Source organism: Sphingomonas yabuuchiae (assembly GCF_014199595.1).
Lineage (GTDB): Bacteria > Pseudomonadota > Alphaproteobacteria > Sphingomonadales > Sphingomonadaceae > Sphingomonas > Sphingomonas yabuuchiae.
In genome coordinates, this window is sequence record NZ_JACHNX010000009.1 from 70,668 (window position 1) to 95,356 (window position 24,689).

The following is a 24,689-nucleotide window of genomic DNA, read 5'->3' on the forward strand; positions in this document are numbered from 1 at the left end:
CCCGGTCCGTTAGCCCGTTACCTTTATGCCAAGGGTACGGGAGTGATAATGATGAAATTCTGGATGGCGGGGGCCATGGCCTCGGCGCTGATCGCCGCGCCGGCCATGGCGCAGGACGGCACCTATGCGGGTGAGGACGATGCGCCCTTCTCCGGCGTCTATGTCGGCGGCAGCTTCGGCTATGACGTGCAGCCCAATGATGTCAGCTCGCGCTTCCTGTTCGACCGCAACCTGGACGGGCGATTCGGCGATGTCGTGACGACCGCGACCGGCGCGAATGCCTTCTCGCCGGGCTTCTGCAACGGCCGCGCGCGGAGCGTCCTGTCGCCGCAAAATGCCGCCACGGGTTGCGACAACGACAAGGACGGCATTGCCTATTATGGCCGCGTCGGTGCCGACCATCAGGTGGGCAACATCGTGTACGGCGTGGTCGGCGAGTTCGGTAAGTCGGAAATCACCGACAGCGTTTCGGCCTTCTCGACGACCCCGGCCTGGTACACGTTTACGCGCAGCATCGACTGGGAAGCCTCGGTCCGCGGTCGCGCGGGTTATGCCGCGAACAACACGCTGTTCTACGGCACGTTCGGCGGCGGCTATGCCCGGATCAACCGCGAGTTCGCGACCTCGAACGGGTCGAACGCCTTTGCCCTCAGCGGCAAGCGCAACCAGTTCGGCTTCCTCGGCGGCGGCGGTATCGAGCAGAAGATCGGGCGCAACTTCTCGATCGGCATGGAATATATGTACCACCAGTATCGCGACGACGACACGCGCGTCCGGGTGACGCAAGGGTCGGCGCCTGCGACCAATCCGTTCGTGCTGGCGCCCAACACCAGCGGCACGGATATCCGGCGGTCGGACGACAAGTTCCGCTGGCACTCGCTGCGTGCGACGGCGGCGTTCCGGTTCTGATGTGAGGGGCGCGCCCTGTCGCTTGAAGCAAGTGGCGGGGCGTGCACCTCGACTTCGCTCGGTGCGAACGGCTTAGGGGAACTTGCCCCAAATTTCGTTTAGGCTGCACAAAGCCGACGGGAGTGCACGAACCACGAAAAAGCCCGCCGGTCGCAAAACCGGCGGGCTTTTTGCTTGAACCCGAATCAGCGGACGCGCGGGCCGCCAAAGGGCAAAGGCGGCGGCGGGCGGCGGTCGCGGCGGGGCAGCTGCGCCTGATAGGCATGGCCGCAATGCGCCACGCAGTAAGGGAAGCCTGGATTCACCTTGTCGCCGCAAAAGTGGAAGTCCGGCTCACCCGGATGGCCGATCGGCCATTTGCAGATGCGATCGTTCAGGTCGAGCAGCGAGGTCTTGCCCGCCATTTCAGGGCTCGGCTTGGCGGGCACCAGACGGCGCGGCGGGGCGGGCGAGGGCGGGGGCTGCTGCTCGCCGGGCGACTGACGGACGAAGCCGCCGGGGCCGACCGACCGCAGGATCGGCTGCGGCTCGCGCGCCTTGGCGGGTTCGGCTTCGACCTCTGCGTCCGGTTCATCGTCGGCCACGAAGGGCGAAGGCTCGGGCTCGGGTTCCGGCGCGGGAGGCGGCGGCGGCGGAGCGGCCGCGACCACCGGCTCGGGGGCAGGAGCCGCGGCGGGCTCATTGGCCTTCACCGGCGACGGGCGCGCCTGCAGGCCCAGGCGGTGCGCCTTGCCGATCACCGCGTTGCGGCTGACCCCGCCCAGTGCTTCGGCGATTTGGCTGGCGGTCTGTCCCGCCTCCCACATCGTCCTGAGCGTATCGATCCGCTCATCGGTCCACGACATTCGAAACCTTTCCTCACTTCATCATCGCAACCGCCAGTCATCGTACCGGGTTGCGGGCGGCCACGGCAACCGTTACGCGCTATGGCGATGAGCAGCCAGCCCCCCCTCGGTGAAATCCACTCGGCGGTGCGTGCCGCCCCCGGTGAGCCCGTCATTCGGAACATCAACTGGGGCGGCCTTCGAACCCTCTATATCAAGGAGGTGCGCCGTTTCTTCAAGGTGCAGCTCCAGACGATCTGGGCGCCGTCGGTCACGACGCTGCTTTACCTCATCATTTTCACCACCGCCCTGGGCGGTCGCCACGCCGTGCCGGTCGCGGGGATGCAGGTGCCGTTCGCCGATTTCATCGCGCCGGGCCTGATCGTGATGGGCATGATGAACAATGCCTTCGCCAATGCCAGCTTCTCGCTGCTGGTCGGCAAGATCCAGGGCACGATCGTCGATTATCTGATGCCGCCACTCTCCACCGCCGAGCTGCTGGCCGCGCTGGTCGGCGGCGCGGTGACGCGCGCGGTGCTGGTCGGGGCGACGGTGTGGGCCGCGATGGCGATCTGGCCGGGGGTGCATGTCACGCCGCACGCGCTGTTCGCGGTGCTGTGGTTCGGCCTGCTGGGCTCGGTCTTCCTGGCGCTACTGGGTGTGCTGACCTCGATCTGGGCGGAGAAGTTCGACCATGCGGCGGCCGTGACCAATTTCGTCGTCGTGCCGCTGTCGCTGCTGTCCGGCACCTTTTATTCGGTCGATGGCCTCGCCCCGGCGTTCCGCGCGATCAGCCATGCAAACCCGTTCTTCTACGTCATCTCGGGCTTCCGCTATGGTTTCCTAGGTCTTGCCGACTCGCCTGTGACGCTGGGCGGGTTCGTCGTGCTTGGCATCGACATCGTGATGGCGGTCCTGTGTTACGTCCTGCTGCGCAAGGGCTGGAAATTGAAGAACTGAAACGGATCGGCTTTTCCGTTTTTTAACCATCATGCTGCTAGAAGGGGGTTCTGCTTCAGTAGCGGAATTCTCCCTCGCCCGGGTTCCAGCATGCCCGGTCAGGTCCTTGGCGGGACTGATTTTTCGGTCCCGCCCTTTCTTGCGGCCCCGAAGCTCGGCCCCAACGCACCATTGCAACCGCGCGCTAATGGGCGTAGCGATCGCCCCCATCATGACATCTTCTGCTCCCATGGCGGTCGTGCTCGTTTCGGGCGGGCTGGACTCGATGATTTCCGCTGCTTCGGCCAAGGCCGCCGGCTATCGCGTGCTCGCGCTTTCGGTGGACTATAACCAGCGCCACAAGGTCGAACTCGCCGCCGCCGCGCGAGTCGCCGAGGCGCTGGGTGCCGAGCGTCACATCGTTCTGCCGCTCGACCTGTCGGCCTTTGGCGGCTCTGCGCTGACCGCGGATATCGATGTGCCCAAGGACGGCGTTCAGCCGGGTATTCCCGTCACCTATGTGCCTGCGCGCAACACGATCTTCCTCAGCCTCGCGCTCGGCTGGGCCGAGGCGGCGGGCGCGCGCGACCTGTTCATCGGCGTGAACGCGCTCGACTATTCGGGCTATCCCGATTGCCGTCCCGAATTCATCGCCGCCTTCGAGGGGCTGGCCGAGATCGCGACCAAGGCCGGCGTCGAGGGCCAGCCGTTCAAGATCCATGCGCCGCTCCAGCACATGACCAAGGCGGATATCGTGCGCGAAGGCACGCGGCTGGGCGTGGACATGGGGATCAGCTGGTCCTGTTACGACCCGACGCCCGAGGGGCTGCATTGCGGCGAATGCGACAGCTGCCGCCTGCGTTCGCGCGGTTTCGAGGAAGCGGGCATCCCCGATCCCACCGCCTATGCGGTCAAGCCGCAGGGCTGAGCCGATGAGCTATGCCGTCAAGGAAATGTTCCTGACGCTCCAGGGCGAGGGCGTGCAGGCCGGGCGGCGCGCGGTGTTCGTGCGCTTTGCCGGCTGCAACCTGTGGTCCGGCCGCGAGCAAGACCGGGCAACCGCGATCTGCCGATTCTGCGACACCGATTTCGTCGGGGTCGATGGCCTGGGCGGCGGGCGCTTCGCAGACGCAGGCGCGCTGGTCGCGGCAGTGGAGGGTTTCTGGGGCGAGTCGCGGGGCGAGCGCTTCGTGGTGCTGACCGGGGGCGAGCCGATGCTCCAGGTCGACGATGCGCTGGTCGACAGCCTGCACGCGGCGGGCTTCTTCATCGCGATCGAGAGCAACGGGACGATCGCAGCGCATCCGGGCATCGACTGGGTGTGCATCAGTCCCAAGGCGGGGTCTGACGTCGTCCAGCGTTCGGGCCAGGAGTTGAAGCTGGTCTGGCCGCAGGCGGGAATCGACCCGGCCGAAGTCGAGGGCTGGGACTTCGCGAACCACCTGCTCCAGCCGCTCGACGATCCGCGCGCGGACGAAAACCGGGAGGCGTGCATCGCCATGGTGATGGAGCGGCCGCGCTGGCGGCTGACGCTGCAAACGCACAAGATGCTGGGCTTGCGGTAATCCTCATTCCTCCCCTGTAAGGGGAGGGGGACCATGCGTAGCATGGGGAGGGGTATCCCCGCCCTCGATAGCGGGACACCCCTCCGTCAGGCCTTTGGCCTGCCACCTCCCCTTGCAGGGGAGGAATCGGTTATCAGTGAACGAACCGCGCCACCACGTCGCGGTAGCTGCGTGACACCTTCACCTGCGCACCCGATTCGAGCAGCAGGAAGCATTCGCCATTGGTATGCGGCTTCACCTGCTTGACCAGGTCCAGGTTCACGATGGTCGACCGGTGCACCCGCTGGAACCGGCGCGGGTCGAGTCGCTTTTCCAGATCCTTCATCGTCTCGCGCAGGACCAGCGAATTGTCGCCGGTGTTGATGACCATGTAATCGCCCGCCGCCTCGATCATTTCGATCGTGTCGACATCGACGCGGAAAATCTGGCCGCGATCCTTGATGTTGATGAGCTTTTCGAACCGGCTCGACGCCACTTCGCCACCCTCGCTCAGGTCGGTCACCGCGTCGGGGGCGTGTTCGGCGAGCACTTCCTTCAGCTTCTCGACCTCGCCCGCGCCGCGCTTCTCGTTCAGGCGCTGGCGAACCCGGTCCAGCGTATCGGCAAGACGCGCTTCTTCGACCGGCTTCATCAGATAGTCGACCGCCTGCGCCTCGAACGCACGCAGGGCGTGGTCGGAATAGGCGGTGACGAAGACGAACAACGGCGGCTCGACCTCCATCAGGCCCTGGACCACCGAAAAGCCGTCGAAACCGGGCATCTGGATGTCGAGAAAAACGAGGTCGGGTTTGTGCGTCTTGATCGCGCGGATCGCCTCGCGCCCGTTCGAGCAACGCTCGATGATCTCGACGTCGTCGTGCGCCTGGAGCCGAAGCTCCATGCCCTGGATCGCCAGGGGCTCGTCGTCGACGAGGATGGTACGGATGGTCATGCGGCCTCTCTGTTCACATTCTCAAGCTGGAAGGGGATCTCGATCTCCACCGAGAATCCGCCAGCCGGCGCGGAGCGGGATTCGAAACGGTGGTCCGAGCCATAAGCCTGGGCCAGCCGTTCGCGGATATTGGACAGTCCAACGCCGGTCGAAACGCTTGAGGAATGACGGATTTCGTGCAAGCCGGGGCCGGTGTCGGATACGGCGATCCGCACCCGTTGCCCGACCAGTCGCACATCGACGCGGATTTCCGCGCCTTCCTCCTGCGGCGTGACGGCGTATTTGATGGCATTCTCGACCAGCGGTTGCAGCAGCAGCGAGGGCAGGCGCGCGCGCTCCGCCCGCGGGTCGATCTCGAAACTGGGACGCAGGCGGTCTTCGAAGCGCATCTTTTCGATTTCGAGATAGAGTTTCAGCGTTTCAACCTCTTGCGCCACGGTGACATGCGCGGTCGGCTCATTGGCCAGGGTGTAGCGGAGGAAGGCTGACAGCCGGCTTAACATCGCATTGGCGCGCTCGGTCTGTTTCAGCAGCACCAGCGTCGAGATCGAGTTCAGCGTGTTGAACAGGAAATGCGGGTTCAGTTGATAGCGCAGCATCGCCAGCTGCGCGGTCGAGGCCTGGAGCTCCAAGGCGCGCATCTCATCGATCTGGCTCTCGACGATCAGATAATAGTTGATCGCGAAATACAATGCTGACCATCCCGCCAGCACCACGAAGGTGATGAACAGATTGCCGATCAGCAGGGTGACGGTGACGCCCGGCTGGGTCGTGGTGATGAACGAAAAGGAAAAGGCATTGAGCGCGGCGTACAGGAACGTCGCCGCCGCCAACGTCGCCAGCGTCAGGAACACCCCCATGATGCGCGGGATGCGCCGGTAATAGCCGTACAGCGTCGAGAGCAGCAGGGTGATGCAATAGCCCAGGATCGCCTCGATGATCACGGGAATGATCTTCTCCAGCGAAAAGCCGTTGGAGATGCCGACCACCGATCGCAGCACCAGATAGCCCGACCACCCGGCCGCCTGCAGCGTCCAGAAGGCACGCGCCTTGTTCTCGAAAAATGGCCGTACCGACAGGGGATCGGAGGCGGGGGGCGAAGCGGGGGACGTCGCGGCGGGCGAATGACTGGCCATGGCCGGGCGACATCTACACGGCCTATGGGGGAAGGGCAAAAAAGAAGGGCCGCCCCTCCCGAAGGAGGGACGGCCCCGCAGCCCGAAGGGCGTCGCGCTTCGCCTTAGAAGCTGAAGCGCGCGCCGATGCGGATCTGGTAGAGCGACTCCTGCGACGAAATCGTGTCGGTGGGCGTCGTGTTCGGTGCCAGATAGCGATACTGGGCGCAGGCTTGGCCCGAGTTGGTGGCGACCGCTGCGTTGTTCGTTACGCCCGTGGCGACCGGTGCGGTCAGACACTGCACGCGCACCGCCGCCTGCGTGTAGGGGAAGCTGTACTGACGCAGCTGACCCCATTTCTTGTTGAGCAGGTTGGCGAAGTTCTCGATGTCCATGAAGACCTGGATGCGCGATGCGCCCAGACCCGTCGGGACTTCCTGCGCCAAGTGCAGATCGATCTTGGTGAACCACTTGGAATTGAACGCGTTGCGCGGCGCGATCTGGCCGCGATACTTCGATAGACCCGTCGAATTGACCAGCGCGTTGAAAGTGTCACGCGTTGCAGTGCTGTCATACGACACACGCGCATCGTCCAGACCGGTCGGTACGTACAGCAGATAACGGCTGGACGAACCGATCGTCCCGAAGACCGGGCTGCGCTGGTTCGAGGCGTCCTGCATGGTCCAGCTGTACGGACGGCCGATGCGGGTTTCACCGAACAGCGCAAAGGTGGTCTTGTAGTCGCCGAAGAAGGCGCGCTCGAAAGTCAGGTTGTACTTGATATTGTACTTCACCTGCTCGTTCGAGATGCCATAGGCCGCGCCGTTCGGATCAAGGAACGCGCCGTTGCTGTAGTTGGAACTGGCAACCGATGAGGTAGCCGGAGCCTGATCCTTGATGTCCTGATAGGTGAAGCTGGCGCCCAGATTCAGGCCCAGGTCGAACGTCTTGTCGACACGCGCCACCGCAATGTAGCTGCGACCACGGGTCGTGTTGGTCAGGATGATGTCCGAATTCGTGTCGCCGAACGAGGTCAGCGACGCGTAACGGACGCGGCCATCGGGCGTACGCAGCGCGGTCGGCACGACGCGCGCATCGGTGAAGAACACCTGGTTGCGCACCTTCGAGTAGAAGAAGTCGGCACCGAAGTTGAATCCGCCCAGCGCTTCCGGCGCATAGTCGAACGACAGGGTCGAACGCCACTGCGATGGTAGCTTGAAGTTGGGGCTCAACGCGTTGGTCGACGAGGTGGACGATACCTGGCCAGCGTTCAGATAGTTGTTCACGACCCCCGGAATTTGCGTGCCGTTGACGTTGGTCAGCGCGGCTGCACCGACGCCCGCGGGCAGGCCGGTGCCCGCATAGCTGCCGTCATTGTTCTGGCGAATGTCGATGGTGTTCGACAGGAAACCAGTGTTCGAGAAGCTGTTCGAGATATAGACGTCCGGCGAGCCGCCCGAGAAGATGCCGACGCCGCCACGGACCGACAGGTCCTTGGTCGGACGCAGTTCGAAGCCGATACGCGGCTGGGCGATGCCGCGACCACTGATATAGGCGGTGTTCGCATAGCCGAGGCGGTTGAAGAAGTTCTGGTTGAAGGCCGGACGGCTATGGCCACCGTATACGTCATAGCGGATGCCGTAATCCAGGCTGAACCAGTCGGTGATCCGCCAATTGTCCTGAATACCAAAGGCATAGGACTGATAACGGAAACGGGCTGCCGCATCGATCGGGTTCAGGCTGGGAACCGCATTCTGATAGCGCAGACGCTGGGCATTGCCCGCCTGGAAATCGGCAATCGAGTCGAAATAATAGTCGCCCGCCGAACGCTGCAGGAAGACGTTGACGATCTTCGTGTCCTGGAAATCGGCGAAGATACGCAGGTCATGATTGTCGCGGTTCAGGCGACCCTGGAGCAAGCCGCCATAGGTGCGGCTGGTCAGCGCGTTCGACTGGCGCGAGATGTCCGGGCCGAAATAGATCGAGGCATAGCCGGGCGCGCAGGTAGTCGACGCATTCGACCCCGCCGATCCGGGGTTGGAACGATCCGAATCCGGTGCCGCGCAAACCTGGAACTGGGCGAAGCCGCGACCCAGAACCGGATCCTGGCCGCGCTTATAGTCCTTGTAGAAAGCGCGGAATTCGGTCGAGAATTCGTCCGACCAATCGCTGTTCAGCTGGAACACGCCGGTATGCAGGCGATTGCTGCCGGTATAGCCGTTCGATTCCAGGCCCAGACCCGGCCCGGTGACCGTGGTGTTCTGATTATAGCGGATCGAGTCCTTGGTGTAGAGATAGGTCAGCGACGCGCGCTGCGTGTCGGACAGGTTGGCGTCGATACGTGCGGTCAGACGGTCGTCGCTGTCCTGCGAATTGTTCAGGATGCCGCCGGTGTTATAGTTATAGCGCGACTTCGCGATCGCCGAAATCTGATCGACGACGGCATTGGTCAGCAGGCCATTGGCGCCACCGATATTCGGGATGACCGTGCCCGCATTGTTCTCGGCCGTGCCCTCGACGATCGGGGTGCCCGCGCGGATGCGCTCACCGGCGACCATGAAGAACAGCTTGTCCTTGATGATCGGACCCGACAGTTCGGCGCCGAAATTCTGGATCTTGAAGGGGGGCAGCGTGACGCGGCCGTCGGGAACGCCAGGGCCCGCCTTGGTTTCGTTGCCGGTCAGCTTGTTCGACGAATACGAGTAGAAGCCGGTGCCGTGGAAGCTGTTGGTACCGGACTTCAGGATGGCGTTGATCGCGCCGCCCTGGAAATTGCCTTCGCGCACGTCATAGGGCGCGACCTTGGTCTGGAACTGGCCGATGGCATCCAGCGGCACGGGGCTGCGGCGGGTCGGCAGGCCGTCGGGGTTCAGGCCGAAATTGTCGGTGATCGGCACGCCGTCCACCGAGAAGCGGTTGAAGCGCGCATTCTGACCTGCGAACGAGACGGCGCGGCCCGAACCCGAGGCATAGTCGAGGCGTGCGAAGGGATCGCGGCGCATCAGATCGCGGATGTCGCGATTGACGCTGGCCACCTTGGCGATGTCGGCGGCGGTCAGCACGGTAACCGGACCCAGGCTCTTGCTGCCCGCACCCGCGATCGACGAAGCCGTCACGACGATGTCGCCGCCCGTCTGTCCCTCAGCGGCCAGCTCGACCGGCAGTTCATAGGGAAGGCTGGTCACGGTGAAGATGTCCGTGACGCGGGTTTCCGGGTAGCCGGGAGCCGAGACGGTGACGGTGAAAGGCCCGCCGACGCGCAGGCCGGTCGACGAGAACGAACCGTCCGCACCCGAAACCGTCGAGGTCGTGGTGCCCGAGGGAACGTTGACGATGGTGATCGTCGCGCCTGCGACCGGCGCGCCGTTGGCGGTCACGTTGCCGCGGATCGACGACGTCGTTTCCTGTGCGGCAGCCGCCGCCGGAATGGCGAGCGCGACGACGGCCGCGCCCAGGAAAAGCGAATTACGCATAAATTAAAGGTCCCCTTTTCGCGCGCGAAGCGGCGCGTTCCGGCCGCTTGTGCGGCTCGGTTGAGCGTGCCCTGCGCTACGAACATTGCCGTTATGTTACAAAGAACGGGGCGGGGACAGGGGGGCTTTCACTCCGTTGGCGGGCGTTGCAGTTTGGCAACGGTTATGGGAGCGGTAACAGCCGTATAGCCTTCATTCGACGTTGAAATTTTCGCATCGCTTGCGCAGTTCGGTGGCGTTGGGCGGGGGCGTGAACCCCGCTGGGGCGTATCGGGCAAGACCGGAATCGTGACGTCTCGGTCACGATTCCACCATGCTCAGCTTGCGGCGACCAGATCGTTCCAGGCGGCTTCGTCGATCACCCGGATGCCCAGATCCTGCGCCTTTTTCAGCTTCGATCCGGCGCCCGGCCCGGCGATGACGAGGTCGGTCTTGGCGGAGACCGATCCCGATACGCGCGCGCCCAGCGCTTCGGCCTGCGCCTTGGCCTCGTCGCGCGACAGGGTTTCGAGCGTGCCGGTGAAGACCAGGGTCTTGCCGGTGACCTCAGACTCGCGGGTCTGGTGGACGGTGTCGGCGGGCGTGACCTCGCTCAGGAGGTCGTCGACGACGTCGCGGTTATGCGCTTCGGCAAAGAAGTCGAGCAGTGCGTCGGCGACTTCGGGGCCGATCTGGGGTGTGTCGATGGCGGCCACGATGGCGCGCTGGCGGCGAAGCTCGAACTTGCGGTCGGGTTCGCCCAGCGCGGGGACGGTTTCGGCTCGGACCGTCAGCGCGGCGTCGATCATCGCGCGGAAGCCCGCCATCGAGACGAAGCGGCGGGCCAGGTCGCGTGCGGTGATCTCACCGACATGGCGGATGCCCAGCGCGAAGAGGAAGCGGTCGAGCGATATGTCGCGCCGCGCGTCGATGGCGGCGAGCAGCTTGTCGACGACCAGTTCCGACATGCGCTCGCGCTGGATCAGCGCTTCGCGATGCTGGTGAAGGCGGAAAATGTCCGCGGGCGAGGCGATCAGGCCGTCGCGGAAGAATTCCTCGACCCGCACCAGCCCCAACCCGGTGATGTCGAAGGCGTGACGCGAGACGAAGTGGATCAGGCGTTCCACGCGCTGCGCCGGGCAGATCAGGCCGCCGGTGCAGCGGATGACGACCTCGCCCTCCTCGCGCGTCGCCAGGCTGCCGCATTCGGGGCAATGGTCGGGAAAGATGAAGGGGTCGCGCGGCGTCTCGCGGGTGAGGTTCTCGACGATCTGCGGAATGACGTCGCCCGCGCGTTGCAGGACCACGCGGTCGCCGGGGCGGACGCCCAGCCGCTCGATCTCGTCGGCATTGTGCAGCGTGGCGTTCGTCACGACGACCCCGCCGACCGTCACCGGTTCCAGCCGTGCGACGGGGGTCAGCGCGCCGGTGCGGCCGACCTGGATATCGATCTTCTCCAGCGTGGTCTGGGCGCGCTCGGCCGGGAATTTGTGCGCGATCGCCCAGCGCGGGGTGCGCCCGACGATCCCCAGTCGCGCTTGCCAGTCGAGTCGGTCGACCTTGTAGACCACGCCGTCGATGTCGAAGGGTAGGTCGGCGCGCTGCGCCTCGATGGTGCGATAGATGGCCAGCGCGGCACTGGCATCGGGCACGCGGGCAAAGGCATCGGCGATGGGAAAGCCCCAGCGGCGCCACGCCGCCACCATGTCGAACTGGGTCTCGACCGGCACCGCGCTCGCCTCGCCCCAGCCATGCGCCAGAAAGCGCAACGGGCGCCCGGCGGTGATCGCAGGGTTCTTCTGGCGCAGCGATCCGGCGGCGGCGTTGCGCGGATTGGCGAACTGGCGGGCTTCCTTGCCCGTCTCGGCGGCTTCCTGCGCCAGACGGGCGTTGAGCGCGGCGAAATCGGCCTTGCTCATATAGACCTCGCCGCGCACCTCGAAGACCTGCGGCGCGTCGTCGGGCAGTGCTTGGGGAATATCGGCGATGGTACGGACATTCTCGGTCACGTCCTCGCCGATCGCGCCGTCACCGCGGGTCAGCGCCTGGACCAGCCGCCCGTCGACATAGCGGAGCGAGCAGGACAGGCCGTCGATCTTGGGCTCGGCGGTCAGGGTGACGGGCTCGTCCTCGGGCAGCTTCAGATAGCGGCGGACGCGGCCGACGAACTCCTCGACCTCCTCGTCGGTAAAGGCATTGTCCAGGCTGGTCATCGGCCGGGCGTGCGGCACCTTGGCCAGATGCGCGGCGGGGGCGGCGCCGACCTGGCTATTGGGCGAATCGCTGCGGATCAGATGCGGAAAGGCGGCCTCGATCGCGGTGTTGCGGCGGACCAGCGCGTCATAATCCGCATCCGAAATCTCGGGCGCGTCCTCGGTGTGATAGAGGCGGTTGTGATGGGCGATCTCGCGGGCGAGGCTGTTCAGCTCGGCGGCGGCTTCGAGATCGGTCTGGGGCAGGGTCTGAGGTGCGGTCACGCCGCCCGTGCTAGTCCAGCGGTGACGGCGGGATCAAGCCGTAGCGGCCGACCCGTTCCACGCAAGTCAGGAAAGCGCGTCCGCCGCGCGCTCGTTTTCAGGTCCCCGAGCCTGATCCGTCATCAGGCTGCGCGCCTGTTCGATGTGGATCGCCACCATCGGCAGGTCGAGCTTGTCCGCCAGCGCGAGACAAGAATGAAGATGGCCGACGAGCACGGTCATATCGTTTGTATCGGCAATCGGAGCGGCAGAGGCGAAATTATTCGACATCCGATAGATCCATCACAATCCGGGGACAGCCCAACATCCTCGTTGGTGATAGAGCATATCAGATATGAAATAACTTCCTAGAAAATTCTGTCAGGATTCCAGCAACCGATCGGCCTGCGCGCGCGCTTCGTCGGTGATGGTGGCGCCGGACAGCATACGGGCGATTTCCTCGCGGCGTTCCGCGTCGCTCAGGGCGCGAACCCCGGTTCGGGTAACGGTGCCGTCATGGCTCTTGGCGATCAGCAGATGCGCGGCACCGCGCGCCGCCACCTGCGGGCTGTGGGTGACGACCAGCAACTGGGTGCGTCCCGCCAGCCGGTGAAGCCGGTCGCCGATGGCAGACGCCACCGCGCCGCCGACGCCGCGATCGATTTCGTCGAAGATCATCGTCGTCGCGCCGCCTTCCTCAGCCAGCGCGACCTTCAGTGCCAGGATGAAGCGCGACAATTCGCCGCCGCTGGCAATCTTCATGAGCGGGGCAAAGGGCGCGCCGGGGTTGGTCGAAATCTCGAACTCCACCCGGTCCTTGCCCGCCGCCGACCAGCCCGAGGGTTCGAGGGCCGCGACGATGGTGCGGAACCGCGCGGCGTCCAGTTTCAGCGGGGCCAGCTCGCCCTTCACCGCCTGGTCCAACCGTTCGGCGGCGGCCGTGCGGGCGGCGGTGACCTTGGCAGCGGCCTTGTCATAAGCGGCGCGCGCGGTCGCAACCGCCGCTTCCAGTCGGCCTATGCCTTCCTCGCCCGCGTCCAGCCGCTCCAGCCGCCCGCGCAACTGCTCGGTCAGGTCGGCAAGGTCGTCGGGCTGGACGCGGTGCTTGCGCGCCATGCCGCGCAACTCGAACAGCCGGGCTTCGTCCTCTTCCAGCGCACGCGGATCATAGGCGAGTTCGCGCTGCGCCTCGAACAGCCGCTCCTCGGCCAGCGACGCCTCGATCACCGCACGATCGATCGCGGCCAGTGCTTCGGCGAGGGCGGGGTGATCCTCGCCGATCCGCTCCAATACGCGCGCGGCCTGACGAAGACCCGCCAGCGCGCCGTCGGAGCCTTGCAGATGCTCGTCGATCGCGCCCAGTTCGCCCGCAATCTTTTCCGACCGCTGCATGGTGCGGCGGCGATCGGCCAGCGCCTCTTCCTCGCCGGGCTCGGGGGCAAGCTTGGTCAGTTCGGCGACCGTGTGTTCCAGCCATTCGCGATCGCGCGCCGCCGTTTCGATCTCTTCGCGCGCAGCGGTCAGCGCGGCTTCGGCCTCGCGATAGCGTGCCCAAGCGGCGGCGACCGCACTCGTATCGATCCGTCCGAAGCTGTCGAGCATCGTCCGGTGGCCGCGCGGATTCAGCAGGCCGCGATCGTCATGCTGGCCGTGGATTTCGACCAGATAGGGCGCGATCTCGCGGAGCAGGGCGGCCGAGGCGGGCTGGCTGTTGACGAAGCCCCGGCTGCCGCCATCGGCCTTCACCTGGCGGCGGACGATCAACGGCTCGCCCGGTTCGATATCGATCCCGGCCTCGTCGAGAATGGTGGCGAGGCGGCTGTCGGGGGAAGGGGGCTCGAAGCTGGCGGTGACGATGGCCTGGCCTGCGCCATGACGGACCAGCCCGCTGTCGCCACGTCCGCCCAGCGCCAGGCCCAGCGCGTCGAGCAGGATCGACTTGCCCGCCCCGGTCTCACCGGTCAGGACGCCCAGGCCCCGGCCGAAATCCAGGTCCAGAGCCTCGATCAGGACGACATCACGAATGGACAGCGCGGTCAGCATGGCGCGCGATATAAAGCGAAACGGGGGCGGATGTTATCCCCCCGCGGGGAAAAATGATCCCGATTTGTTCGGAGCGTCTACATTCCTTCCCTCGCCCCTCATCGAGGGGAGAGGGTTGCGCAGACTTGGTCTTTGCGAAAGCAAAGGCCTAGTCGGAGCTGGGTGAGGGGTGAAGCGCTCGAAGAGCGCGCGAGCCTTTGGCTCGCTCAACCCCTCACCCAAGCTGCGCTAGCCAGCAGGCTGGCAAGCTGCGCTAACCCTCTCCCCTGTCCAGGGGAGAGGGGAAATTCATGGAAAACTCACCCCGTCGGCGAGCTGTTGTTGCCCGTCGGGGTCGGACGCCCCGGCGCCGCCGCGCTCGGCGTGGCGGTGCTGCCGCCGCCACCGGGCAGGCCGATATTGACCGAACCCGGCGTGCCGGTCGGCACCACGGGCTGGCCGGGCTGGATCGGGGCGATCGGCTGCACCGGATATTCGCGCATCAGCTTATAGGCGCGGTTATACCAGTCGCTGCCCGGATAATTGGCGCCCAGCACGGCGGCGGAGCGCTCGGCCTCGGGGCGTACGCCCAGTGCCAGATAGGCCTCGACCAGGCGCATCAGCGCCTCGGGCGTGTGGCTGGTGGTCTGGTACTTGTCGACGACGGTGCGGAAACGCATCGACGCGGCCAGCCACTGGTGGCGGTCCTCGTAGAAGCGGCCGATCTCCATCTCCTTGCCCGCCAGGTGATCGTTGACCAGATCGACCTTCAACCGCGCATCGGCCGCATAGCGGGAATTGGGATAGCGGCGCATCAGCTCACCCAGCGCGTCTAGCGCCTGGCGGGTGATCTTCTGGTCGCGGGTCACGTCCTGGATCTGCTCGTAATAGCCGAGCGCGATCAGATAATAGGCATAGGGCGCATCGCGGTTGCCCGGATGGACCGAGATGAAACGCTGCGCCGACTGGATCGACTGGGTATAATCGCGACCCAGATAATAGCTGAACGCGCTCATCAACTGTGCGCGGCGGGCCCAGATCGAATAGGGGTGCTGACGCTCCACCTCGTCGAACAGCAGCGCCGCCTCCTTGTAGCGATGCTGGTCCAGCCGGTTCTTGGCGGCCGTGTACAGCGTGCCGACGTCGCGCGCGACATAGGGCAGGTCGGTGCGGGCACGGTTGCGGGCGCAACCCGCGATCGGAAGGGCCATGGCGGCGATCAGCGCCAGCGACAGCGCACGGGAACGGGGGTAACGCATCGCGCATGTCCTTAGCGCAGCATTGGGGCGGGGAACAGTCCCTCCCGCACGCCGCCCGACGATAGGCCGCAACGAGAGACGACTTGCCATCCTGATAGCGCTCGCGGCATGGGGCTTTGACGGGCCGGGCGGCAGGGAACGCCCCCATGGCCCCGACGGTTTTGCCGTCGCCCGATCGGAAGGAATCGAACGACCATGCCCGCCACGATGCTCCACACCCACCGCGTCGAAAAGCCCTGGGGCCGCCACACGCTCTATCCCGGGTTCGAAGACGCCCCGGCCGATGGCGCCCCCATCGGCGAGGTATGGTTCCAGGAGCCGGGCGACACCTCGCCCGACCTGCTCATCAAATATCTGTTCACCAGCGAGAAGCTGTCGGTGCAGGTCCACCCGGACGACGAACAGGCCCAGGCCCGTGGCCTGCCGCGCGGCAAGGACGAATGCTGGACCATCCTGACCGCCGAGCCCGATTCGACCATCGCTCTGGGTCCCAAGGCGCCGATGACCAAGGAACAGCTACGCACCGACGCCCGCGACGGCTCGGTCGAGGCGGATCTGGACTGGGTGCCGGTGAAGGAGGGCGACTTCTATTACGCCCCCTCGGGCACGATCCACGCGATTGGGGCCGGGCTGACCGTGATCGAGGTGCAGCAGAACAGCGAAACCACCTATCGCCTCTATGACTATGGCAGCGACCGTGAGCTGCATCTGGAGGATGGTGTCGATGTCGCGCACCTGACCCCGTATCAGCCGATCGTCTCGCCGGGACCTGCGGGCGAGGGGCGTGATATCCTGGTCGAGGGGCCGAAATTCGTGCTCGAACGCTGGGCGGCGGGCGAGCATGCGGTGGCTCTGCCCGAGGGGCGGACCGCGTGGCTGATCCCGATCACCGGATCGGGCGAGGTCGCGGGCGTCGCGTTCCAGGCGGGCCAGTGCCTGACCGTGACCGGCGCCGAGACGATTTCGCTGTCGTCGGACGGCGACGCGCTGTTCGCCTATGCGGGTACCCAGCGGCTGTAAGAAGGCCTTCCCTCTCCGGCACGGGGAGCAGTTGAGATCAGGATGACCTCGCGTGGGATCAACGCGAGCCCCTCCCCTTCAGGGGAGGGGATGGGGGTGGGGCGCATCCGCAGGCGTGCCGTTCGTGGTGATGCCCCACCCCAACCCCTCCCCTGAAGGGGAGGGGCTTGCAGCGCTGAGACGCGCTGGCATCAAATTTTAAAACAACCCAGGCACGTCGCGCTGGGCGACCGAGGGCCGCTCGGGCTGGAGCAGCTTGCGTGGGCCGTCGCCCGCCGCTTGTGCACTCGCGGTCGCGCTGATCGGGGTGCAGCTCTTGCCCTGCAGGAAGTCGAGCGCGGCGCGGGTTGACGCCTCCTGCGGGTCGCCCATCTTGCGGGTCAGGTCGTCGCTGGCGCGGCAGCTGGCGGGTACGACGCCGGCCAGGCCGTTATAATAATCGCCCTGCCGGTTCGCATTCTGGATCGACAGGGCGATGACGCGCAGCCGGTCGTCGCACTGGGCATTGTCGCGCGCGATCTGGCCCACCGGCTTGCCATAGGTGTTGGCGCCGATCAGCCCGGTATTGCTGCCCATATAGGGCAGGGTGCGGTTCAGGACGAGTTCGCTGGCCGAGGCCGTGCCGCCGGTGCCGATAAAGGCGAGGCGGGTGGGCACGATCGATTCGGGCTGCGGCGCGAAATAGGTCGTCTCGTCGTTCGACGACTTGCTGGGGCGGAAGGCGACATAGCCCATCACGTCCGACGTCTGGCGATTGCCGCCCAACAGGTTGTTGAACAGGTCGGCGATATCGATGCTGCCGCCGCCATTATAGCGCAGGTCGACGATGACCTGGGTGATGCCCTGCTGCTTGAACGAGGCGAAGGCGGCGCGCAGCTGCGGGTCGGCGGTGCTGATGAAGGTGCGCAGATTGACATAGCCATAGCGCCGGCCGTTGTCGGTGATGATCTGCGTTCCGTAATTGGGCGACACCGGCTGAAGCGTATAGGCCGACTTGGTCAGCGATACGGTGCGTGTCGCGCCCGACGGGTCCGCCACGTTGAAGAAGCGCGTCGTGCCCGCGGTGTCGGGACCCAGCGCGTTGGACAATCCGTTATTGGGATCGGCGCGGACGATATCCTGGATCGACTGGATGTTCGAGGCGGTCGTGCCGATGCCCAGGATCGTGGTGCCGCGATCGATCCCGGCGGCGAGGGCTGCGCCGCTTTCGAACGACTCGGCGATCATCAGCTTGGACTGGGTCGAGTCCGCGGTCAGACGAAAGCCGAAGCCTGCCGAGGCACCCGAGCTGTAATAGGCATTCTCTTCTTTGATCGAGGTGATGTAGGTGAAGTAACGATCCTTGCGCTGCGCCCGCGCGGTTGCGGTCAGTGCGTCGATATAGTCGCTGACCGTCGTATAGGGCGTCGGATCGAGCGAGGCGGGCAGGGTATCCGGGAAGAGATACCATTCGTTCATCTGGGCCGAGACCCAGTTCTGCCGGTTGCGCAGCGAACAGCTGCTGTCCACCGTGCCGGTCGCCGTCCCGCCGCCCGAGCCCCCGCTATTCGATCCGATCGTGCTGCTGCTGCCACCGCCGCCATCGCCACAACCCGCCAAGGTCGCTGCCAGAGCCAGCAGCGTACCCAAACGTCCGAATCGGCTCATCGAAACCCCCACCCGCAAAAGCTATCAAGGGGATAGCTTATCATCACAATTGTGTCAGGACCGATCTGTCGGGTCGATGAATGGCCTATATCTTGGCGGTCATGTTTATGATCTTGTAAACCGAAGCCGTGGTTCAGGCGGATGACGTCTGCGACAAAATACCGATAGGCGGCGTCTTATTGCCTCGACAGGAGTATGAGGTCTCATGCTGAACGTGCTGACCCTGTCGAGCCTGTTTCCCGATGCGACGCGGCCGAATTTCGGAATCTTCGTCGAACGCCAGACCGCCGCGCTGGCGATGCGGCCCGGTATCGCCGTCCGGGTCGTCGCGCCGATCGGCCTACCGGTCTGGCCGCTGGCGCGATCGGCGCGGTTTCGGGCGCAGGCGGCGCTGCCCCTGCGCGAGCAATGGGCGGGGCTGGATGTCAGCCGCCCGCGCTTTCTGACGATCCCCGGCACGGCCGGGCGCTTCCATGTGCCTGCCCTTGTGCGCGCGCTGACCCCTGTGCTCGACCGGCTGCGGGACGAGGCGCGGTTCGACGTGATCGACGCATCCTTCTTCTTCCCCGATGGCCCGGCGGCGGTCGCGCTGGGGCGGCGTTACGGCGTGCCCGTCTCGATCAAGGCGCGGGGGGCGGACATCCACCTTTGGGGGCACGCCCCCGCCACGCGGCACCAGGTCGCGCGCGCGGCGATGCGCGCCGATGGCCTGCTGGCGGTCAGCGATGCAATGGCGGACGACGTTGCGGCGCTCGGCGTCTCGCGTCACCGGATCCGCGTCCACCATACCGGCGTCGACCAGAGCCGCTTCCAGCCAATCGACCGTGAAGCCGCCAAACGGGCGCTGGGCGTGACCGGGCCGCTGGTCGTGTCGCTGGGCGCGCTGATCCCGCGAAAGGGCCATGGAGTGGTGATCGATGCCGTGGCGCGATTGCCCGGCGTCACGCTGATGATCGTGGGAGAGGGGGCGGAGCGCGCCGCCCTGACCGCACGGGCCGAGCGGGCGGGGGTCGCCGACCGGGTGCGATTGATCGGTGCCATACCTCATGTCGAACTGCCGCCCATGCTGGGGGCAGCGGATGTCATGGCGCTGGCCTCTGCGTCGGAAGGGCTGGCCAATGCCTGGGTCGAGTCGCTGGCCTGCGGGACACCGGTGGTCATCACGCCGGCGGGCGGGGCGGAGGATGTCGTGACAAGCCGGGTGGCGGGGCGGATCGCCCAGGCCGATCCAGGCGAGTTCGCCGCCGCGATCCGTGACGTGCTGGAGCAGGCGGCGGACCCTTGGGCGGTGCGCGCGGCGGTGCGGGACTTTACCTGGCCCGCCAATGCCGCCGGGTTGCACTCGCATTTGGCGGAACTGGTCGCGCGGGGGCGGTAGGGACAACAATTCCTCCCCTGCAAGGGGAGGGGGACCAGCGAAGCTGGTGGAGGGGTGTCCCCGCTGGCCGTGACACCCCTCCGTCAGCGCTTCGCGCTGCCACCTCCCCTTGCAGGGGAGGAAGGTATGAGGATCAGGCGCCGAGCGGGTAGAGGGCCGCGCAGATCTTGCGGCCTTCGCTGCGCAACACGCCCCAGGCACGGGCGGCGGCGCGGCTGTCCATGATCTCGACGCCGACCCCACGCGCTTCCAGCGCGGCGACGAACGCGGCAGGCGCCCGGCGCAGGTTCGCGCCGGTGCCGAGCAACAGGAATTCCGGTGCCTCATCGACCAGCGCGGCGACCGCTTCCGGCGTCAGCGCCTCGAAGGGCGGCGGGCTCCAGGGCTCGTGCCAGTCCGGCGAGAGGAGCAGCGCAGGGTAAGCGATCTCACCCACCCGAAAGCCCGTGGCGGCAAAGCCACGGACGATCGGGCCGGGCGCGGTCGGATCGCGCGTGATGCGGATCGAATCGCTCATTCCCGCTCGCTTAGCTCTCGCGCGGGGTGATGCGCTCGGCGTCGGTCACCTTGCGCTTGTCGGTGGTGCCGGGCTTCTCACGGTTCGGCTCGGCGCGCAGGCCGAGCGTGATCAGCAGCGAGGACGAGACGTAGATCGACGAATAGGTGCCGACCACGATGCCCAGGATCATCGCGGCAGTGAAGCCGCGCAGCACATGGCCGCCCAGCAACAGCAGCGCGACCAGCGCCAGCAGGATCGTGACCGAGGTCATGACCGTGCGCGGCAGCGTCTCGTTCACCGACAGGTTGATGATCTCGCGCATGTCCATCTTGCGATAGCGGCGCATATTCTCGCGGATGCGGTCGTCGATGACGATCTTGTCGTTGATCGAGTAGCCGATGATGGTCAGGAACGCCGCGATGATCGTCAGGTCCAGCTCGAACTGGGTGATCGCGAAGAAGCCCAGCGTGACGAGAAGATCGTGGACGATGGCGACGATGGTCGACACGCCGAACTGCCATTCGAAGCGGAAGATGGCGAACAGACCGATGCCCAGGATCGCCAGGACGACCGCCAGCACGCCGTGCTTGATCAGCTCGCCCGACACCTTGCCCGACACCGTGTCGTAACGGCTGAAGGTCGCGCCGGGGAATTGCTGGCCCAGCGCGGCTTCCACCTTGCGAACGACGGCGTTGGTCGCGCCTTCGTCATTGGACTTCGGGACCGGCAGGCGGATGCTGATGGTGCGGCCGTCGCCGACCGTCTGGATATTGGCTTCGCCCACGCCCAGCCCGTCGACGACCGAGCGGACCCGGTCGGCCGAAGGCGGGGAGGGGAACTTCTCCTCGATCATCAGGCCGCCGACAAAGTCGACGCCCAGATTGAGGCCCTTGGCGAACGTCACGCCGACCGCCAGCAGCGTGAGCGCGAGCGTCAGTCCGAACGCCCAGCCGCGCAGGCGGACAAAGTCGATGTTCGTGTTGTCGGGGACGAGTTTCAGGAGGCGCATGATCTGTTCTCCTGCCTCAAATGGTGATGGTCTTGGGCTTTTCGCGGCGCAACCAGAGCGCCACGAGCATCCGCGTGAAGGTAACGGCGGTGAACACGCTGGTCACGATGCCGATCAGCAGCACGACCGCGAAGCCCTTCACCGGGCCCGAGCCGAGCACGAGCATGATGACGCCCGAGATCGCGTGGGTCACGTTCGCCTCGAAGATCGTGCGGCTGGCTTCCTTATACCCCAGCTCGACCGACTGGACGACGTTGCGTCCGCGCCGTCGTTCCTCGCGGATTCGCTCATTGATCAGCACATTGGCGTCGACGGCGGTGCCGATGGTCAGGATGAAGCCCGCGATACCCGGCAGGGTCAGCGTCGCGTTCAGCATCGCCATGACGGCCAGGATGACCAGCACGTTGATGACGACGGCGATGTTCGCATAGATGCCGAACCGGCCATAGGTGACGGTCATGAAGATGATGACCGCGACCGCCGCGATCGCCGACGCCAGGATACCGGCGCGGATCGAGTCGGCGCCCAGGTCGGGGCCGACGGTGCGTTCCTCGACGACCTTCAGGTCGATCGGCAGCTTGCCCGAGCGCAGCGAGATCGCCAGCTGGTTGGCGGTGTCGACCGTGAAGTTGCCGCTGATCGAGGCCCGGCCGCCCAGGATCGGCTCGTTGATGTTGGGGGCCGACAGCACCTGACCGTCGAGGATGATGGCGAAGGGCTTGCCGGTGTTCTCCTGGGTGATCCGCGCGAACTTGCGGCCGCCTTGTGCGTCGAAGGTGATCGCCACCTGCGGCGCGTTGGTCTGCTGGTCAAAGGCCTGCTGCGCATCGATCAGCTGGTCGCCCGAGATGATGACCGGCCGCTTGACCGCGATCACCGGCGCGCCCAGCGGATTGCCCGGATAGGGCAGGACCTGGCTGCCCGCGGGCGCATTGCCCTTGGCCACCTCGACCGGGTTGGCCGTGGTGTCGACCAGCTTGAATTCCAGTTTGGCGGTCTTGCCGATCAGGTCTTTGAGCTGCTGCGGATCCTGCAGGCCGGGCACCTGCACCACGATGCGGTTGCTGCCCTGTTGCAGGATCGTCGGTTCCTTGGTGCCCAGCGCGTCGATACGACGCCGGACGACCTCGGTCGCGGTCTTCATGGCGGTGTCGACCGCCTGGGTCAGGCCCGCCTGGGTCGGCTTCAGGACGAAGCGCGAGGTGTCGACGACCTGGATATCCCATTCGCGCTGGCCGGTCATGCCCGCCCCGCCGCCGGTGATCGACAGCAGCCGCTCGCGCGCCGCGTCGACCTGGGCCGGATCGCGCAGCATGAAGCTGAGCTGTCCGCCGCGCACCGAGATGTCACCGATATCGATACGCGGATTGCCGCGCCGCATCTCGGCCGCGACCTGGTCGCGCATCGTCTCCAGCCGGGTATTGGCCAGATCGCCGGTGTCCGCCTCCAGCAGCAGATAGCTGCCGCCCGCCAGATCGAGGCCCTTGTTCACGCGGGGATGCGGGATCGCCCCCCAGCTGTTCGTGACGCTCTCAGGCAGAAAGCTCGGGATCGCCAGCAGGCACAAAGCGGCCAGCAATGCGACGATGGAAGCGACCTTCCAGCGGGGGAAATCCAGCATCGGATCAGTCGTTCGCGGGCTTGGCGGTGGGATCGAGCACGTCGGTCAGCGTCGCCTTGACCACGCGGACGCGGACGTTGGGCGCGATCTCGACCTCGACCAGCTGATCCTCGACGCGCGTCACCTTACCGACGATGCCGCCCGCCGTGGTGACCTGATCGCCCTTCTTGACCGCCTCGATCGACGCCTGCAGCGTCTTCATGCGGCGCTGCTGCGGGCGGATCATCAGGAAATAGAAGACGACGAAGACGAGGAGCAGCGGCGCGAGGCTGAGGAACGAGGCGGCCCCGCTGGACGCGGCGGCCCCGGATGCTGCCTGGGCGGTGAAGGGAATGAACATTCGGACCCGTCTTTGCTGAATGGGCACGGGTACGTGCCGACCGTTGACGATCGACAAGCCCCCATGTCGGATAGCCTGCCCGCTACCATCGCAGGCGGACAGGCGCAATGGAGAGGCGGATGTGGTGTCGGCAGTATCGCAACATCAAGGCTTGCATCGCGAAGAAAACCCGCCTAGAGGCCGCCGCTCGGTCGGGGCGTAGCGCAGCCTGGTAGCGCATCACACTGGGGGTGTGGGGGTCGCAGGTTCGAATCCTGTCGCCCCGACCAATCTTCTACTGACATCGGTGGACGACGACGAAGCGGGCGAAAGCCCGCTTTTTTCGTTTCTGGCGTTTTCTGCTTTCACCGTGGAGTGAAGCGCGGGAGGTTTGGCTTCACGGCGGACCAAAGCGATCCAAGCTAAATGGCGGCTATTAGGTGGGAGGCGGACGTTGTACATGCCGGCTGCCGTGTTGCACAGGGCCATGCATGAGAAGATCAATCCCGCTCGTCGTCGGCCTCATGCTCCCGTTAAGCGCGTGTTTGAACAATCAGACCATTGATGAAGAGATCGCCAGTAAGTGCGGCATCTCTGTCAGCGAGTATCAGCGAGCAGAAGCCAGCTTGGACACGGGGCACGATGGGATGGCGATCCATGCTGGCCACTGCCGTCTAACCCGGACTTCTAAGGGTGTGATCGAAGGGACGGTCGGCGACGGCTCGTGATGGGATCGTGGCTGCCAATTTCCGCGCCAGGGCGTTAGATGCCTTTTCACTTTAGCCGCTCAACGTCAGTGGCTTCGCTCCCCATGTGACGCACGAACGCCCCGCGTAGATCGTCCAGATGGCTTTGCCACTTTGCTCGATCATCGTTGGGATCGATTCCATCGGCTGCGAAGAGCCAGCCAGCAAATTGATCGGCTGTGACTTCTCCGCTCGCGGGCAGTAAGTCGGTGACATGCAGAGGCTGGCCATCAACTACCGAGCCGCACCAGCCCCTCTCCACACAGACTTCGTGCATTAGGGCTTCTAGCGCGGTTCGATCGGTCATGTGTCGAGTATAACAGCGCTCGTTCGCTGTGTCCGCTATTGGGCGAAAGCCGCCGCCTCTACCGAACTACAATCCCCGCCGCCGCGATTTGCGACAGCAAATTCGCTCGTACCGCATCCGAAACCGGAGGCAAAGGCCGCGCCGCCTTGCCGTGGCGCAGGCGTTCGCTGTCCTTTTCGTCCGGCTCGACGACGCGTACCCGCACCGCCGCCTTGCCGACCGCGCGCAGGCCGAGTTGTTCGGCGGCGCCGCGCGACAGGTCGATGATCCGCGACGATCCCGCGAACGGCCCGCGATCGTTGATCCGCACGATGATCCGCCGCCCAGTATCCAGCGCCGTCACCTCGACATAGCTGGGCAGGGGCAGGGTAGTATGCGCGGCCGTCGCCCAGCCGGGACGGAAACGTTCGCCGTTGGCGGTGCGCTTGCCCGATTCGCCGCCATACCAGCTGGCATAGCCGAGCATGTCATAGGTCGTGTCCTCGGCGGGGACATAGGTGATGCCCCGCACCGTATAGGGCTTGCCGATCCGCACCGGGAAATCGCTGACCGGCCGGTAATTGCCACCCGAACAGGCCGCGACCAGGCAGGCCACCGCCGGTGTCCATCGGCGTATCGCTTTCCAAACCACCATGGCCTGTCGATTAGGCTTACCGTGCGTCGGGATAAAG

At 65.6% G+C, this 24,689-nt stretch carries 20 protein-coding genes and 1 tRNA gene; 7 read left to right on the top strand and 14 right to left on the bottom strand.

The annotated features are described in order from the left end of the window. The first annotated feature begins 48 nt into the window (after positions 1-48). Positions 49-909 carry an outer membrane protein gene (locus tag GGQ89_RS12260; RefSeq protein ID WP_184105986.1) on the top strand — a complete coding sequence of 287 codons (861 nt, stop codon included), beginning with the start codon at positions 49-51 and terminating at the stop codon, positions 907-909. A gap of 185 nt (positions 910-1,094) precedes the next feature. On the opposite strand, the gene GGQ89_RS12265 is transcribed toward GGQ89_RS12260, so the two are convergent. Continuing rightward, on the bottom strand, positions 1,095-1,754 hold the full coding sequence (locus GGQ89_RS12265; protein ID WP_184105987.1) for a GcrA family cell cycle regulator: 660 nt from the start codon (positions 1,752-1,754) through the stop codon (positions 1,095-1,097). Positions 1,755-1,841: 87 nt separating this feature from the next. Between GGQ89_RS12265 and GGQ89_RS12270 the strand changes: the two genes are divergently transcribed. The 3 genes from GGQ89_RS12270 (at position 1,842) to queE (ending at position 4,237) form a co-directional block, all read left to right on the top strand. Next, positions 1,842-2,693 (top strand): ABC transporter permease, encoded by an 852-nt coding sequence (locus GGQ89_RS12270; protein ID WP_184105988.1) that lies wholly within the window; start codon positions 1,842-1,844, stop codon positions 2,691-2,693. 187 nt (positions 2,694-2,880) lie between these two features. Next, the gene (gene queC, locus GGQ89_RS12275; RefSeq protein ID WP_184105989.1) at positions 2,881-3,600 is read left to right on the top strand and encodes a 7-cyano-7-deazaguanine synthase QueC; all 720 of its coding nucleotides are present in this window, start codon (positions 2,881-2,883) and stop codon (positions 3,598-3,600) included. A 4-nt stretch (positions 3,601-3,604) separates the two neighbouring features. Then, positions 3,605-4,237, top strand: coding sequence for a 7-carboxy-7-deazaguanine synthase (gene queE, locus GGQ89_RS12280; RefSeq protein ID WP_184105990.1), 633 nt, complete (start codon positions 3,605-3,607; stop codon positions 4,235-4,237). Between the two features lie 133 nt (positions 4,238-4,370). On the opposite strand, the gene GGQ89_RS12285 is transcribed toward queE, so the two are convergent. From GGQ89_RS12285 to GGQ89_RS12315, 7 genes are all read right to left on the bottom strand, one after another. Then, complete coding sequence (locus GGQ89_RS12285; protein WP_056431755.1) at positions 4,371-5,168, bottom strand: LytR/AlgR family response regulator transcription factor; 798 nt, start codon at positions 5,166-5,168, stop codon at positions 4,371-4,373. Beyond that, on the bottom strand, positions 5,165-6,304 hold the full coding sequence (locus GGQ89_RS12290; protein WP_184105991.1) for a sensor histidine kinase: 1,140 nt from the start codon (positions 6,302-6,304) through the stop codon (positions 5,165-5,167). The genes GGQ89_RS12285 and GGQ89_RS12290 overlap by 4 nt, the downstream gene beginning before the upstream one ends. A 104-nt stretch (positions 6,305-6,408) precedes the next feature. Continuing rightward, the gene (locus tag GGQ89_RS12295; protein ID WP_184105992.1) at positions 6,409-9,756 is read right to left on the bottom strand and encodes a TonB-dependent receptor; all 3,348 of its coding nucleotides are present in this window, start codon (positions 9,754-9,756) and stop codon (positions 6,409-6,411) included. A gap of 317 nt (positions 9,757-10,073) precedes the next feature. Continuing rightward, positions 10,074-12,212 carry an NAD-dependent DNA ligase LigA gene (ligA, locus tag GGQ89_RS12300; RefSeq protein ID WP_184105993.1) on the bottom strand — a complete coding sequence of 713 codons (2,139 nt, stop codon included), beginning with the start codon at positions 12,210-12,212 and terminating at the stop codon, positions 10,074-10,076. 66 nt (positions 12,213-12,278) lie between these two features. Beyond that, positions 12,279-12,482: a hypothetical protein gene (locus GGQ89_RS12305; RefSeq protein ID WP_076717257.1), complete on the bottom strand. Its 204-nt coding sequence runs from the start codon at positions 12,480-12,482 to the stop codon at positions 12,279-12,281. A gap of 90 nt (positions 12,483-12,572) precedes the next feature. Then, on the bottom strand, positions 12,573-14,234 hold the full coding sequence (gene recN / locus GGQ89_RS12310; protein WP_184105994.1) for a DNA repair protein RecN: 1,662 nt from the start codon (positions 14,232-14,234) through the stop codon (positions 12,573-12,575). Between the two features lie 299 nt (positions 14,235-14,533). Beyond that, complete coding sequence (locus GGQ89_RS12315; protein ID WP_056431771.1) at positions 14,534-15,472, bottom strand: outer membrane protein assembly factor BamD; 939 nt, start codon at positions 15,470-15,472, stop codon at positions 14,534-14,536. Between the two features lie 195 nt (positions 15,473-15,667). Between GGQ89_RS12315 and GGQ89_RS12320 the strand changes: the two genes are divergently transcribed. Next, the gene (locus GGQ89_RS12320) at positions 15,668-16,492 is read left to right on the top strand and encodes a pirin family protein (protein ID WP_184105995.1); all 825 of its coding nucleotides are present in this window, start codon (positions 15,668-15,670) and stop codon (positions 16,490-16,492) included. 198 nt (positions 16,493-16,690) lie between these two features. Here the strand turns inward: GGQ89_RS12320 and GGQ89_RS12325 are convergent, their stop codons facing one another. Then, positions 16,691-18,139: a S41 family peptidase gene (locus GGQ89_RS12325; protein ID WP_184105996.1), complete on the bottom strand. Its 1,449-nt coding sequence runs from the start codon at positions 18,137-18,139 to the stop codon at positions 16,691-16,693. A 205-nt stretch (positions 18,140-18,344) separates the two neighbouring features. On the opposite strand from GGQ89_RS12325, the gene GGQ89_RS12330 reads away from it, so the two are divergent. Further along, positions 18,345-19,517: a glycosyltransferase gene (locus GGQ89_RS12330; protein ID WP_184105997.1), complete on the top strand. Its 1,173-nt coding sequence runs from the start codon at positions 18,345-18,347 to the stop codon at positions 19,515-19,517. A 133-nt stretch (positions 19,518-19,650) separates the two neighbouring features. Here GGQ89_RS12330 and GGQ89_RS12335 read toward each other — a convergent pair whose 3' ends face one another. From GGQ89_RS12335 to yajC, 4 genes are read right to left on the bottom strand one after another with little or no spacing between them, the layout of a single operon-like run. Then, positions 19,651-20,034, bottom strand: a complete 384-nt coding sequence (locus tag GGQ89_RS12335) for an Mth938-like domain-containing protein (protein ID WP_184105998.1) — start codon at positions 20,032-20,034, stop codon at positions 19,651-19,653. 10 nt (positions 20,035-20,044) lie between these two features. Further along, positions 20,045-21,025: a protein translocase subunit SecF gene (gene secF / locus GGQ89_RS12340; RefSeq protein ID WP_184105999.1), complete on the bottom strand. Its 981-nt coding sequence runs from the start codon at positions 21,023-21,025 to the stop codon at positions 20,045-20,047. Positions 21,026-21,041: 16 nt separating this feature from the next. After that, positions 21,042-22,646, bottom strand: a complete 1,605-nt coding sequence (secD, locus tag GGQ89_RS12345) for a protein translocase subunit SecD (RefSeq protein ID WP_184106000.1) — start codon at positions 22,644-22,646, stop codon at positions 21,042-21,044. Positions 22,647-22,650: 4 nt separating this feature from the next. After that, positions 22,651-22,986 (bottom strand): preprotein translocase subunit YajC, encoded by a 336-nt coding sequence (yajC, locus tag GGQ89_RS12350; protein ID WP_184106001.1) that lies wholly within the window; start codon positions 22,984-22,986, stop codon positions 22,651-22,653. A 192-nt stretch (positions 22,987-23,178) separates the two neighbouring features. Here yajC and GGQ89_RS12355 point away from each other — a divergent pair. Beyond that, a tRNA-Pro gene (locus tag GGQ89_RS12355) sits at positions 23,179-23,255 on the top strand. Between the two features lie 821 nt (positions 23,256-24,076). Here GGQ89_RS12355 and GGQ89_RS12365 read toward each other — a convergent pair. Then, positions 24,077-24,652 (bottom strand): septal ring lytic transglycosylase RlpA family protein, encoded by a 576-nt coding sequence (locus GGQ89_RS12365; protein WP_184106003.1) that lies wholly within the window; start codon positions 24,650-24,652, stop codon positions 24,077-24,079. Positions 24,653-24,689: the final 37 nt, after the last annotated feature.

Bases quoted from the DNA above. Each gene is read 5' to 3' on its own strand.
- recN (WP_184105994.1), bottom strand. From the start codon at position 14,234: ATGCTGACCGCGCTGTCCATTCGTGATGTCGTCCTGATCGAGGCTCTG.
- GGQ89_RS12260 (WP_184105986.1), top strand. From the start codon at position 49: ATGATGAAATTCTGGATGGCGGGGGCCATGGCCTCGGCGCTGATCGCC.
- GGQ89_RS12365 (WP_184106003.1), bottom strand. From the start codon at position 24,652: ATGGTGGTTTGGAAAGCGATACGCCGATGGACACCGGCGGTGGCCTGC.
- GGQ89_RS12285 (WP_056431755.1), bottom strand. From the start codon at position 5,168: ATGACCATCCGTACCATCCTCGTCGACGACGAGCCCCTGGCGATCCAG.
- secF (WP_184105999.1), bottom strand. From the start codon at position 21,025: ATGCGCCTCCTGAAACTCGTCCCCGACAACACGAACATCGACTTTGTC.
- GGQ89_RS12335 (WP_184105998.1), bottom strand. From the start codon at position 20,034: ATGAGCGATTCGATCCGCATCACGCGCGATCCGACCGCGCCCGGCCCG.
- GGQ89_RS12305 (WP_076717257.1), bottom strand. From the start codon at position 12,482: ATGTCGAATAATTTCGCCTCTGCCGCTCCGATTGCCGATACAAACGAT.
- GGQ89_RS12270 (WP_184105988.1), top strand. From the start codon at position 1,842: ATGAGCAGCCAGCCCCCCCTCGGTGAAATCCACTCGGCGGTGCGTGCC.
- queE (WP_184105990.1), top strand. From the start codon at position 3,605: ATGAGCTATGCCGTCAAGGAAATGTTCCTGACGCTCCAGGGCGAGGGC.
- yajC (WP_184106001.1), bottom strand. From the start codon at position 22,986: ATGTTCATTCCCTTCACCGCCCAGGCAGCATCCGGGGCCGCCGCGTCC.
- GGQ89_RS12320 (WP_184105995.1), top strand. From the start codon at position 15,668: ATGCCCGCCACGATGCTCCACACCCACCGCGTCGAAAAGCCCTGGGGC.
- GGQ89_RS12315 (WP_056431771.1), bottom strand. From the start codon at position 15,472: ATGCGTTACCCCCGTTCCCGTGCGCTGTCGCTGGCGCTGATCGCCGCC.
- GGQ89_RS12295 (WP_184105992.1), bottom strand. From the start codon at position 9,756: ATGCGTAATTCGCTTTTCCTGGGCGCGGCCGTCGTCGCGCTCGCCATT.
- GGQ89_RS12290 (WP_184105991.1), bottom strand. From the start codon at position 6,304: ATGGCCAGTCATTCGCCCGCCGCGACGTCCCCCGCTTCGCCCCCCGCC.
- secD (WP_184106000.1), bottom strand. From the start codon at position 22,646: ATGCTGGATTTCCCCCGCTGGAAGGTCGCTTCCATCGTCGCATTGCTG.
- GGQ89_RS12265 (WP_184105987.1), bottom strand. From the start codon at position 1,754: ATGTCGTGGACCGATGAGCGGATCGATACGCTCAGGACGATGTGGGAG.
- queC (WP_184105989.1), top strand. From the start codon at position 2,881: ATGGGCGTAGCGATCGCCCCCATCATGACATCTTCTGCTCCCATGGCG.
- GGQ89_RS12330 (WP_184105997.1), top strand. From the start codon at position 18,345: ATGCTGAACGTGCTGACCCTGTCGAGCCTGTTTCCCGATGCGACGCGG.
- GGQ89_RS12325 (WP_184105996.1), bottom strand. From the start codon at position 18,139: ATGAGCCGATTCGGACGTTTGGGTACGCTGCTGGCTCTGGCAGCGACC.